Source organism: Rheinheimera baltica DSM 14885 (assembly GCF_000425345.1).
Lineage (GTDB): Bacteria > Pseudomonadota > Gammaproteobacteria > Enterobacterales > Alteromonadaceae > Alishewanella > Alishewanella baltica.
Window position 1 is genome coordinate 1 of record NZ_AUDG01000043.1, and the last position, 12708, is coordinate 12708.

The 12708-nt window shown below is 44.1% G+C and carries 12 protein-coding genes; 8 read left to right on the forward strand and 4 right to left on the reverse strand.

Annotation, left to right across the window (positions count from 1 at the left end):
• The coding region (locus H595_RS22400) for a transposase domain-containing protein (RefSeq protein WP_205623230.1) at positions 1–216 on the reverse strand (216 nt) is incomplete at its 3' end.
• 132 nt (positions 217–348) lie between these two features.
• Positions 349–2577: an NADP-dependent isocitrate dehydrogenase gene (locus H595_RS0113840; RefSeq protein WP_027671747.1), complete on the reverse strand. Its 2229-nt coding sequence runs from the start codon at positions 2575–2577 to the stop codon at positions 349–351.
• 344 nt (positions 2578–2921) lie between these two features.
• Here H595_RS0113840 and H595_RS0113845 point away from each other — a divergent pair, with 344 nt between their 5' ends.
• The 6 genes from H595_RS0113845 (at position 2922) to H595_RS0113870 (ending at position 8356) form a co-directional block, all read left to right on the forward strand.
• A complete protein-coding gene (locus tag H595_RS0113845) occupies positions 2922–3458 on the forward strand; it encodes a pseudouridine synthase (protein WP_027671748.1) in 537 nt (178 codons plus the stop codon).
• Positions 3459–3479: 21 nt separating this feature from the next.
• Positions 3480–3935: an NUDIX domain-containing protein gene (locus H595_RS0113850; RefSeq protein ID WP_027671749.1), complete on the forward strand. Its 456-nt coding sequence runs from the start codon at positions 3480–3482 to the stop codon at positions 3933–3935.
• Positions 3936–4004: 69 nt separating this feature from the next.
• Positions 4005–5129, forward strand: coding sequence for a tRNA 2-thiouridine(34) synthase MnmA (mnmA, locus tag H595_RS0113855; RefSeq protein ID WP_027671750.1), 1125 nt, complete (start codon positions 4005–4007; stop codon positions 5127–5129).
• A gap of 1 nt (position 5130) precedes the next feature.
• Positions 5131–5769 carry a high frequency lysogenization protein HflD gene (gene hflD / locus H595_RS0113860; protein WP_027671751.1) on the forward strand — a complete coding sequence of 213 codons (639 nt, stop codon included), beginning with the start codon at positions 5131–5133 and terminating at the stop codon, positions 5767–5769.
• A gap of 8 nt (positions 5770–5777) precedes the next feature.
• Entirely contained in the window at positions 5778–7145 is a 1368-nt protein-coding gene (gene purB, locus H595_RS0113865; RefSeq protein ID WP_027671752.1) for an adenylosuccinate lyase, read from the forward strand.
• Positions 7146–7201: 56 nt separating this feature from the next.
• Positions 7202–8356, forward strand: a complete 1155-nt coding sequence (locus H595_RS0113870; RefSeq protein ID WP_027671753.1) for a ribosomal protein uL16 3-hydroxylase — start codon at positions 7202–7204, stop codon at positions 8354–8356.
• 78 nt (positions 8357–8434) lie between these two features.
• On the opposite strand, the gene H595_RS0113875 is transcribed toward H595_RS0113870, so the two are convergent.
• On the reverse strand, positions 8435–8872 hold the full coding sequence (locus H595_RS0113875; RefSeq protein ID WP_027671754.1) for a DUF4826 family protein: 438 nt from the start codon (positions 8870–8872) through the stop codon (positions 8435–8437).
• A gap of 238 nt (positions 8873–9110) precedes the next feature.
• On the opposite strand from H595_RS0113875, the gene H595_RS0113880 reads away from it, so the two are divergent.
• Positions 9111–10154 carry a Leu/Phe/Val dehydrogenase gene (locus H595_RS0113880; protein ID WP_027671755.1) on the forward strand — a complete coding sequence of 348 codons (1044 nt, stop codon included), beginning with the start codon at positions 9111–9113 and terminating at the stop codon, positions 10152–10154.
• A gap of 41 nt (positions 10155–10195) precedes the next feature.
• On the opposite strand, the gene H595_RS0113885 is transcribed toward H595_RS0113880, so the two are convergent.
• On the reverse strand, positions 10196–11041 hold the full coding sequence (locus tag H595_RS0113885; protein ID WP_027671756.1) for a patatin-like phospholipase family protein: 846 nt from the start codon (positions 11039–11041) through the stop codon (positions 10196–10198).
• A gap of 304 nt (positions 11042–11345) precedes the next feature.
• Here H595_RS0113885 and prsR point away from each other — a divergent pair, with 304 nt between their 5' ends.
• Positions 11346–12701 (forward strand): PEP-CTERM-box response regulator transcription factor, encoded by a 1356-nt coding sequence (gene prsR, locus H595_RS0113890; RefSeq protein ID WP_027671757.1) that lies wholly within the window; start codon positions 11346–11348, stop codon positions 12699–12701.
• Positions 12702–12708 lie beyond the last annotated feature (7 nt).

Here is a 12708-nt window from a genome sequence, read left to right on the forward strand (position 1 = left end):
ATTAATTAACTGACGTACCGATTCAGTGCGAAAGAGCGACATCCCTATCACCGCCCAAATCATGGCATCCATGGGGAGTTTGCGTTTGCGCAAGGTGGCAACGCCGTTGGAAGCCAGGCAAGACTGGATAATATCGGGTTCCAGAACATCGGACAGCGATGCAAATTCGGTAAGGCGGTTGATTGACGTGCGTGCTAATGCTTCTGACAGTTCCATAAAAAAATCCGATGGCTTAATGGCTCATCGGATTCTTACATCTACACAGGATCGGTCAACCGATCAGGAAAATATTTCTTAACTGATCGGCATTAGGCTTAACGCCTGCTTTTACTTTATACATAAATACGGTTACGTGTTGGCCAATGCCTGATTAAAGGTATTGCTTGGACGCATTGCTTTAGCAATCAAAGCGGGATTTGGCCGGTAATAACCACCAATCTCCACTGCCTTGCCCTGAGCGCCATTCAGCTCTGCAACAATTGCAGCTTCATTTTGTTGTAATGTCGCCGCCAATTTAGCAAATCGAGCTTGTAGTTCTGCATCCGTACTTTGTGACGCTAACGCTTCAGCCCAGTACATGGCAAGATAAAAATGGCTGCCACGATTATCCAATTCACCCAGTTTACGTCTTGGTGATTTATCATTATCCAAAAACTTTGCCGTCGCAGTATCTAAAGCATCGGCCAGCACTTTGGCTTTTGCATTACCAGTTACCTGGCTAAGGTGCTCTAAAGAGGCGGCCAACGCTAAGAATTCACCAAGCGAATCCCAACGTAAGTAATCTTCTTCAATAAACTGTTCAACATGTTTAGGTGCTGAACCACCAGCGCCAGTCTCAAATAAACCGCCGCCATTCATCAAAGGCACAACAGACAACATTTTTGCGCTGGTGCCCAGCTCTAAAATGGGGAACAAGTCAGTTAAATAGTCACGTAACACGTTGCCGGTAACAGAGATAGTATCTAAACCTTCATTTATGCGCTTAAGTGATAAACGGGTCGCCTCAACAGGCGCCAGAATTTGTATATCAAGGCCGCTGGTGTCATGATCTTTCAGGTAAGTCTGCACTTTAGTTATTAGCTGCGCATCATGCGCGCGCGCGCTATCTAACCAAAACACAGCTGGTGTATTGCTTAACCGGGCACGATTTACTGCTAATTTAACCCAGTCACGTATTGGAGCATCTTTAACCTGACACATGCGCCAGATATCACCTTGCTCAACGGCGTGCTCAAATACTACATCACCTTTACTGTTAAGTACCTGAACTTTACCAGCAGCCGTCATTTCAAAGGTTTTGTCATGTGAACCGTATTCTTCGGCTTTTTGAGCCATCAAGCCTACATTGGGGACTGATCCCATGGTGCGCGGATCAAAGGCACCATTTTTCTTACAGAATTCGATAGTTTCTTGGTATACACCGGCATAGCAGCGATCAGGGATCATCGCTTTGGTATCTTTTAATTTACCATCAGGTCCCCACATCTTACCTGAGCTTCTTATCATTGCCGGCATTGACGCATCGATAATCACGTCGCTTGGCACATGCAGATTAGTAATCCCTTTGTCAGAGTTAACCATGGCCAATTCGGGTTGCGCGGCATAACACGCTTTAATAGCTGCAAGTACTTCATCCTGCTTTGCCTGTGGCAGCGTTGCTATTTTAACAAACATATCACCTGCGCCGTTATTTACATCCACACCCAGCTCTGTAAACAACGCGGCATATTTTTCAAACACAGGTTTAAAAAACACTGTCACAGCATGACCAAACATAATAGGGTCTGACACTTTCATCATGGTGGCTTTTAGATGCAACGACAACAGCACATCTTGCTGTTTTGCCGCAGCGATTTCCTGCTGGTAAAATTCGCGTAATGCACTATTACTCATCGTGGCGGCATCAATCACTTCACCGGCCAATACCGCTACTCTTTCTTTTAACACCACTACAGAGCCATCATGGCTCACGTGTTGAATTTTCAAGCTGTCAACTGAAGCAAACGTAGTTGACTGCTCGCTGCCATAAAAATCACCCTGCGTCATATGTGCAACATGAGATTTAGAGTCTGATGCCCAGGCTCCCATGCTATGTGGATTTTTCTTGGCATATTGCTTTACTGATGCCGGCGCGCGACGATCAGAGTTACCTTCACGCAGTACCGGGTTTACTGCACTACCTTTAATCTTGTCATAACGCGATTTTACATCACGCTCTTGTTCGGTTTTCGGCTCCGATGGATACTCAGGCAAAGCATAACCCTGCTGCTGAAGCTCTTTTATCGCCGCTTTCAACTGTGGAATTGATGCGCTAATATTTGGCAACTTGATGATGTTCGCTTCTGGCTGATTAGCCAATTCACCCAGTTCGGCTAGCGCATCCGCAATACGCTGCTCAGGCGCTAAGAATTCGGAAAAGTTAGCAATAATACGACCAGACAAAGAGATATCACGCGTTTCAACCGAGATACCTGCCGCTGCAGAAAATGCCTGAACAATAGGCAATAACGAATAGGTAGCCAGCGCTGGCGCTTCATCTGTTTCTGTATAGATAATTTTTGCAATTTCTTTTGACATGTTAGTTCCTGTAATGTGTCTGCGATCAGCTGGCTTTTATACCAGTTCGCCACTTCATTCTGGCGATGTTGATGTTTTAAACGCATTTGTTGCAAAGCGGCGGTAGTATAGCAGCATGACATTCAATAAAATAGGCAGCTGCCCGCAGCGATACTGTGTGGCTGTTCAGCAGCATGAACACCAAAGCAAGCCCGGTGTTAACTATTACTGACAGCGTTATAATGAAACCCAATGCTATGAATATTAGAGACAAAACAACAGTGAAAACGGCTAAAACCCGACAGAACCTGCAAAATAATCCATATACGAAAAAACGCAATACGACAAAGGTCGACAATCCGGTTTTGGTTTTACTGAATAAACCTTTTGATGTCTTGTGTCAGTTCACTGACAACAGCACACCAACGCGAAAGACGCTGGCTGACTTTATCACTTTACCGGGAGTTTATGCGGCTGGCCGTTTGGATCGGGATAGTGAAGGCCTGTTGCTATTAACGAATTGCGGTAAAACCCAGCATCTTATCAGCGACCCAAAACATAAAATGGCCAAAACATATTGGGTTCAGGTAGAAGGCAATATTACCGATGCGGTGTTGCACCAGCTAAGTAGCGGCGTACAGTTAAATGATGGGTTGACTTCACCCGCTATAGCGCAGCACTTAAACGCACCAGATATCTGGCAACGTCAGCCTCCCATTCGTGAACGAGCAAATATCCCCACCAGTTGGCTTAGCCTTACCATTACCGAAGGGCGCAACCGACAAGTTCGGCGGATGACGGCCGCAGTGGGCTTTCCTACGTTGCGACTCATTCGTAGTCAAATAGGCGATTGGACATTAGGTGATTTAGCACCCGGGCAGTATAACGTTATTTCGTTGTAATTTAAGGAGATTAAGCACGTTATGAGTAGAGAGCAGCTTCACCTTACCGTTGCCGCCATCGTGCATTACAAGCTGCAATTTTTATTTGTCGAAGAAATTGATAAGCAAAGCGGCAAAAGAGTATTAAACCAGCCTGCAGGACATGTCGAGCAAGATGAAGATCTTGTTAGTGCGGTAAAGCGTGAGTTATTGGAAGAAACGGGGCTAAACCTCGAACCTACGGCATGGCTGGGTATATCTCAGTTAACTGCAGCAAACGGTCATCGTTATGTGCGGTTAAATTTTCTGTTTGAACCCGCAGAACTGCCAAGCCACTTTCAACCACAAGACTGTGATATTTTAGCCTTGCACTGGTTTAGCGCTTTAAAGCTCACGCAAGCAGAGCTGCCTGTTCGTAGTCGACTCGTAACAGATGCTATTGAGGTATTCAAACAAGGGGTTCGATTACCACTGACGTTAATTCAACCGCCGCGATAATATGCGCAAGCGATAAAATTGTTGTATAATCCGCGCCTTGATTTTTTGCTCTTCAAAAGTACAGGTGCCATGCCAGATAGTCGCTCAACTAATAGCTCAGCCAATAGCATGAAGAAAGTCATCGTCGGTATGTCCGGCGGCGTAGATTCATCAGTATCAGCCTATTTGTTATTACAACAAGGGTATCAGGTTGAAGGCCTGTTTATGAAAAACTGGGAAGAAGACGATAATGATGAATATTGTGCCGCAGCTGAAGATATGCGCGACGCGCAGGCGGTTTGCGACAAACTTGGCATTGTGTTGCATAAAGTGAATTTTGCTGCTGAATATTGGGATAATGTGTTCGAATACTTCCTCGCAGAATACAAAGCCGGACGCACACCTAACCCAGATATTATGTGCAATAAAGAAATTAAGTTTAAAGCCTTTCTTGAATTTGCTGCTGAAGCATTAGGCGCAGACTACATTGCCACTGGCCACTATGTGCGTCGTCGTAATCAAAACGGACATTGGCAGTTGCTTCGAGGCCTGGATACCAACAAAGATCAAAGTTATTTTCTTTACACCATTGGTGAAGAACACGTTGCGCAAACCTTGTTCCCTGTTGGCGAGCTGGAAAAACCAGCCGTACGTGCCATTGCAGAGCAACAAGGGCTCATTACCCACGACAAAAAAGACAGCACAGGTATTTGTTTTATTGGTGAGCGTAAATTTAAAGACTTTTTACAGCAGTATTTACCCGCTCAGCCAGGAAAGATTGTAACAGTTGATGGCGACGTTATCGGTAACCATGAAGGGCTGATGTATCACACCCTTGGACAACGCAAAGGTTTGGGTATTGGTGGCCTGCGTGATGGCGGCGACGATCCTTGGTATGTCGTAAGTAAAAATCTAGATACGAATGAATTAATTGTGGCTCAGGGTCATGACCATCCCAGCTTGCTTTCAAAAGGGTTACTGGCCAATCAACTACACTGGACAGACAGAACCGGCCCGCAACAACCCATTCGCTGTACAGTAAAAACCCGTTATCGCCAAACTGATATCCCCTGCTTGTTAACACCACAAGAAAATGGCTGCGTTGAAGTAATATTTGATACACCGCAAAAAGCCGTCACTCCCGGGCAATCAGCTGTTTTTTATCTTGATGACATTTGCCTTGGTGGCGGCATTATTGATGTGGCAATGAACTGATATGGAATATTCTTTTTCAACCCAAGTTATTGCGCTGGCAGGCCTGTGTCAGGCGGTCAAATTAGTACAGGATGTTGCTCGCAATACCGAGCACGACAAGTCGGCCTTGGCCATAATGCTAAATAGTGTTGCGGTTGTTAACGCCAATGACTCTATTGAAGTTTATGGCAATTCAGCGTCCAACCTGCGTACCGGATTACAGTTGCTGGTTGACCAACTTGGTGAAAAACCGCAAAAAGACATGGAATTAACCCGCTACATTGTTGGTGTACTGGCGTTGGAACGCCGGTTAAATAAATCGTCAGCTAATCTAGCTAAATTAGGTAACAAACTGCAGCGTTTGGAGCAACAGTTACAGCACTTTAGTATTACTGATGACACCATGCTGGCCAGTCTGGCCGATACCTACTCTGAGTGTATTAGTAGTCTGGGTGGGCGTATTCAAATTTACGGCCAGCCTGAATTGCTTAAGCAAGCTGCCGTGCAACACAAATTACGCGCCTTATTATTAGCCGCTATCCGCTCAGCCGTATTGTGGCGCCAAGCGGGTGGTAGCCGTCTTAATTTTCTTTTTAAACGTCGCAAGTTGGTAGCGCAAGCAAAGCAAATGCTGGCTCAACTACCCCCATCAAGCTTATAGGAGCCTGTATGCAACTGAACGCCCTTACCGCCATCTCCCCCGTTGACGGGCGCTATGGCAGCAAAACTACTGATTTACGTAACTATTTTAGTGAGTTTGGCTTAATTAAATACCGGGTAACGGTTGAAGTACGTTGGTTACAGCACCTTGCTGCTACCGCCGGCATTGCAGAAGTACCAGCATTGTCTGCTGACGCCAACCAGCTGCTCAATGATATTGTCGACAATTTTGCCCTAAGTGATGCCGAGCGCGTAAAAGAGATCGAGCGCACCACTAACCATGATGTCAAAGCTGTTGAATATTTATTAAAAGAAAAGGTTGCTGCTAATACCGAATTAGCGGCAATGAGTGAGTTTATTCATTTTGCCTGTACCTCTGAAGATATTAATAACCTGTCACACGGCTTAATGTTAACCGAAGCACGTGCACAAGTATTGCTTCCGCAATGTGATGCGTTATTAGACGCGATTAAGCAATTGGCCAATGAACACAAAACGGTGCCAATGATGGCGCGTACTCACGGCCAGCCTGCCTCTCCTACCACGCTAGGTAAAGAGATGGCTAACGTGTACATGCGATTAAAGCGTCAACGTGACCAAATTGCTAGCGTAGAAATTTTAGGTAAACTTAATGGTGCGGTTGGTAATTACAACGCTCACTTATCTGCTTATCCTGAACTTAACTGGCATCAACTATCAGAGCAGTTTGTCACCAGTTTGGGGCTAAGTTGGAATGCTTTTACTACTCAAATTGAACCGCATGATTATATTGCCGAACTGTTCGATGCTGTTGCCCGTTTTAACACAATTTTGCTCGACTTTGACCGTGATGTATGGGGTTACATCGCCCTGGGGCACTTCAAGCAACGTACTATTGCCGGTGAAATTGGCTCATCTACTATGCCGCACAAAGTTAACCCTATCGATTTCGAAAACTCTGAGGGTAACCTCGGCATTGCTAATGCCTTATTTAACCACTTATCGGCCAAATTACCCGTGTCTCGCTGGCAACGTGATCTCACAGACTCAACGGTGCTGCGTAATTTAGGTATGGGTTTCGGTTATACCGTAATAGCCTATCAGGCAACGTTAAAAGGCATCAGCAAACTAGAAGTTAACGAAGCCAACCTGCGCGCAGAATTAGATGCAAACTGGGAATTACTGGCAGAGCCAGTGCAAACTGTTATGCGCAAGTACGCTATTGAACAACCTTATGAGAAGCTAAAAGAGCTGACACGCGGCAAGCGTATCACTCAAGCCGATTTGCATGTCTTTATAGATAAACTTGAACTACCTGCAGAGGTAAAAGTACAGCTAAAACAACTGACACCGGCCAATTATATTGGCGCAGCGGTTGAAATCACCAACACGTTGTAAACACAAAATAGTAAACAAGGCGCTGAATTCAGCGCCTTTTTTCTCAGGAATAGGTTATGTATCAATTACATCTGGGTGAGATATCCGTTACAGAGTTTCTTCAAGAATACTGGCAGAAAAAACCTTTGCTTATCAAGGGCGGCTTTAAAGGCTTCACAGATCCGTTGTCGGCTGACGAGCTGGCAGGCCTGGCAATGGAAGAAGATATTGAGTCTCGTATCGTCAGCTGTATTAATCAGCAGTGGGACATGCACACAGGCCCGTTTGAAGATTTTAATCAATTTGGTGAAAAAGACTGGACCTTATTAGTCCAGGCGGTGGACCACTGGCACCCCGATGCGGCGAAACTGTTAGACCCATTTCGTTTTATTCCGAACTGGCGTATAGATGACTTGATGGTGAGTTTTTCTGCGCCTGGCGGTGGTGTTGGGCCACATTTAGACCAATATGATGTCTTTATCATTCAAGGACAAGGCAAGCGTCACTGGCGCATAGGTATGCCCGATAACAGCTTGCAACAGATTTGTCCGCATCCTCGTTTATTGCAAGTTACTCCCTTTACTGCCTGTATTGACGTTATAACTGAACCGGGTGACATTTTATATATACCTCCGGGCTGTCCACATGATGGCATCAGTATTGAAAATAGCCTTAATTATTCGGTGGGGTTTCGAGCTCCGGCGCAGAAAGATTTATTAACCGGCCTGACCGACCATTTAATAGACCATGACATTAGCGGTGTACGTTTTAGCGACGAAGGACGTGAAGCGTCTACATCAATTGGTGCAATAACAGATAGCGATCTGTCGCAGGTGCAAAAATTGCTACAACAACTGGTTAGTGACAACGCGATACTACCAAGTTGGTTTGGCTGTTTGATTACACGCGCTAAGCATGAACTAGACACCAATGAACCAGATCCACATTACGGCGCAGAGGAAATTGAAGAGTACATCTCTGAAGGCTCTGTCCTTAGCCGCACAGGTGGGTTACGGTGTTGTTATTATCAACATACTAGCAGCACAGACATTTTGCTATTTATAAACGGTGATCAAATTACATTACCTGCAACGGAGTTGGAAACAGCGCAGTTACTCTGTAATTTTACGGAGCTAACATCAGAACAAAACAAGCACTTTAATCAAAGTTCCGAACGTTTAATGCTATTAACTAGTTTTATCAATCAAGGTTACTGGTATTTTACTGAGTAGTCTTTAGCGTATATCGGTCTAACATAAATAAGCCGCAGTCAATGCGGCTTATTTGATTTTGTAAACAAATAAATACAATTAATTGACTGGTGCAGACTGCCACAATTCATCTTTTTCAAACATCTCGTATAACGCTTGCGCCCGATGGACCAGTATCTGTGCAAATTCGGTTTGGGTTTTATCAGTAGTGCCCGAATCCATAATCTGTTGTGCTTTTAATTGCCAGTGTAACGAAAACGCTCTAACGGCTTCTCTGGCGTTGGCCGCGGCAGAGAATGCGATATGATCAGTTGGTAAATCACCACTAACCACCCAATAAGCATGTTTATCTTTGGTATTTAATTTCCATATAGCAAAGTAAGGGGGTAAATAACGGCTCTCAGTTACCGCAACATTATCAGATACAATACCTTTACTGGCTAAGTATTCATTTGCTTTTTGAAACTGTATGCGTACCCACTCTGCACGCTCTTGCTCTGCTTGTGCAAGTTGTTCCTGAGTTAACTGCTCACTCATGTCATAATATCCTACATTTATGTTTGCGATACTTTAAGTGACTGAGTAACGACAATCAAGCGTTGTCATTAATTGTCGACAATCCGCTGGACAGACCAGAGTATATTTTTTACATCGTCTGGTGTAACTGATAGTGAAATGCTACATTTCGCGGCGCAAAAATACGGTATTTACAGCATAAAATTAGATTCATAGTCTGCCCTCAACATTGAGGCTACTAATAACGGAGTAATCAGTCGTGGCGGTATTTAATCATTCTGAATTCGATAATCATGAGCAAGTGGTATTCTGCGCTGATGCAGAAACCGGCTTAAGAGCCATTATTGCAGTGCACAGCACTGCCCTGGGGCCTGCGGTAGGTGGTTGTCGTTTATGGGACTATGCCTCAGATGAAGTAGCATTAGATGATGTACTCCGTTTGTCACGTGGCATGACATATAAAAATGCAATGGCAGGTTTGCCACTAGGCGGCGGTAAATCGGTGATTATAGGCAATGCAAAGACAATAAAGTCTGAAGCACTATTTCGTGCTTTTGGCCGCATGTTACATCGTCTATCGGGCAGCTATTACAGCGCAGAAGACGTCAATATTACCACCGGCGACATTATGATAGTAAATAAAGAAACGCCTTACGTTGCTGGCCTTGAAGGTAAAAGTGGTAACCCGGCACCATTTACGGCACTTGGCACTTATCGCGGTATTAAAGCTGCAGCCAAACATCAGTTTGGTACAGACGATTTGACAGGTAAAACTGTCGCAGTGCAAGGCCTTGGCAGCGTAGGCTTTTACCTTTGTGAGCACTTACACAAAGACGGTGCAAAATTAATTGTTACAGATATTAATCAAGACTCAGTACAACGCGCTGTCAGTCAATTTGGTGCTGTTGCAGTTGGGTTAGACGCAATTTATGCGGTTGAAGCAGATATCTACGCCCCCTGTGCGTTAGGTGCAACCCTTAACGACACGACCATCCCACAGTTAAAAGCCCGCGTGGTTGCAGGATGTGCTAATAATCAGCTAAAAGAAGCGCGTCATGGCGATGTGCTACGTCAACAAGGTATTTTGTACGCCCCAGATTACGTTATCAACGCTGGCGGCATTATTAATGTAGCAAGTGAAATGCGGCCACAAGGCTACTCTGCACAAGAGTCTACGGATAAAGTTATGGCAATCTATGACACGCTATTAAATATTTTCCAACGTGCCGACGCAGAAAAACAGTCGACTAGTACCGTTGCTGATTTAATGGCGCAAGAAATTATTGCTCGCGGAAAAGCATAAAACATACCTGATGAGAACAGCCACTATTATCTGTAGCTGTTCTAATCAGCGTCAAAGAACTCTGCTAACTTTAACGGCACTATAGTACTTGCGGTATTATAGCCGGTATCAAATAACTGCTGCTTTTGCTTTAGGCTAAGCGCGAAATCTACTGATGATACACTGCCTGTATTTACGACTACAGTATTGTGCCAGTGCTGGGCGTGCACATATTCTCTCGATACTGCGCTCATAAAAGTGCGTATAAGCATGTAAATGTAGGATACAAGCGGAAAATATCGACGGGTAGCCACAGGCTTGTTTTCAATATCGCTTTTTAACCTGAAACAAATTAATGGCAAACCTGCGCCAGACCAATCATGATGTAACGCGTCCTCTGACAAAATAACACCGTCGGTCATAATATGATTATCAAACGCTTGAAAAGAAAAAAAAAGTGGTATGGACATCGAAAACCTAACAGCTTTTGATACTTTAAAATGAGGTGTCAGTACACGATTAAACACCACGGGGCCGCCACCATTAATATCTGTCGCCAATACATGCAGATCATAATTCAAACTGGCAAATGTCGCCCCCTGCAACTGTAAATCCAGCCACGCCTCTAACTTATTACCGCTACATAAACCACCCGTTCGAAGCAATGACGTAATAGAAAAGCTCCAGAACTGCTTAAAATCGGTTTTCAAAGCCAAAGCTTTAATATCGTCTAATGCCCAACCCGCAGCATACAATGCAGCAACAATGCTGCCCCCCGACACGCCAACCAGATGTTGAAAACCAAAGCCCATATCTTTTAAAGCCTGCAAAATACCGATATAACAACTCAAGCGCGTGCCACCACCAGAAAAAATAGGGACTATTTCAACATCACTTTTAATCTGCATATCAATCCGGCTCCCAAAATTATGTCAGTCTTGTTACTTTTGCTTCAGTATGGGGCACTTTCAGCAAGATGTCAGACTCTGGGGCAGCAATTTACTTCGACATAGGCTAAGATAATAAAAAACACAATGACTTAGTTTCTACTTAATATTTACTTAATACTGGTAACTGTTGCGTAGCTTCAAGTCTTAAGAACGCATTATTGGCATACTATAAAATAGTGACTAAGTATATTGTTACTACCTTTACACCGAGGCTTCCATTACACTAAACAACATGTAGTGAGAGTTAAACAAGGATCGTTAAATGAAGACTGTATTAGTCATTGAAGATGATATTGGCATTCAGAAACAACTTAAATGGAGTTTGACAGATTATGAGCTAGTGTTTGCTCAAGATAGATCCTCAGCGTTAACTCAGTTGCGACGCTATGAACCTGACGTTGTCACCTTAGATTTAGGTTTGCCGCCTGATCCTGCAAATGCCAGTGAAGGCTTAGCGTGCTTAAATGATATATTGTCACTACAACCTGAATGCAAAGTCATTGTAATTACGGGCAATACCGACAATGAACATGCGCTAAAAGCTATTGCGCTTGGCGCATACGACTACTATCAAAAGCCTGTTGATGCCGATGTACTTAATATCATTATTGCGCGTGCGTTTAAGATAAGTGACCTGGAAGCCGAGAATAGAGCGCTAAAAAGTGCAAATGTGGGTAATACAGATATTATTGGTAACAGTGAGTCTATTTTAAAAGCATGCCGTACAGTAGAAAAAATAGCCCCTACTGAAATAACCACGTTGTTATTAGGTGAAAGTGGCACCGGTAAAGAGGTATTTGCGCGCGCTATACACCGCCAAAGTCCAAGAGTTAATAAACCCTTCGTGGCGATTAACTGTGCATCGATACCAGAGAACTTGTTAGAAAGCGAACTGTTCGGCTATGAAAAAGGTGCCTTCACCGGTGCTAACAAAACTACTCTGGGTAAGATTGAATGTGCCAATGGCGGCACCTTATTATTAGATGAAATTGGCGATATGCCACTAAGTCTACAAGCGAAGATGTTACGCTTTTTACAAGAGCGGGTCATCGAACGGGTTGGCGGGCGTCAAGAGTTAGAAGTTGATGTTAGAGTCATCTGTGCAACGCATCGCAATTTAGCTGAAATGGTTGCTGAGCAAAGCTTCCGTGAAGATCTTTATTACCGCATCAGTGAAATCACTCTGAACATCCCCTCTTTACGCCAACGAGGCCATGACATTATTATTATCGGTAAAGCCTTACTGCATAAATTTAACCAAGAGTTTAATACTCAGGTTCAGGGGTTTACTGATAGTGCGATGCAGTCAATGTTGCATTATGACTGGCCAGGAAATATTCGCGAGCTGCAAAACAAGCTTAAATCGGCAGTTATATTGGCAGACAGTAAATACATTACTGAAGAGGATCTTGGCTTATCTCCACGTAATGCAAAGGTTGATACGCTTCGAAAAGTACGTGAGGTAGCAGAAACGCATGCCATCAGGCATGCCTATACGTTAGCCACAGGCAACTTATCAAAAACAGCTGATAGCTTGGGCATTACGCGACCCACACTTTATGCCCTGATTGATAAATACCGACTCCATGATTTACGAAATACTGAAACAGAAAAATAGAATAAAA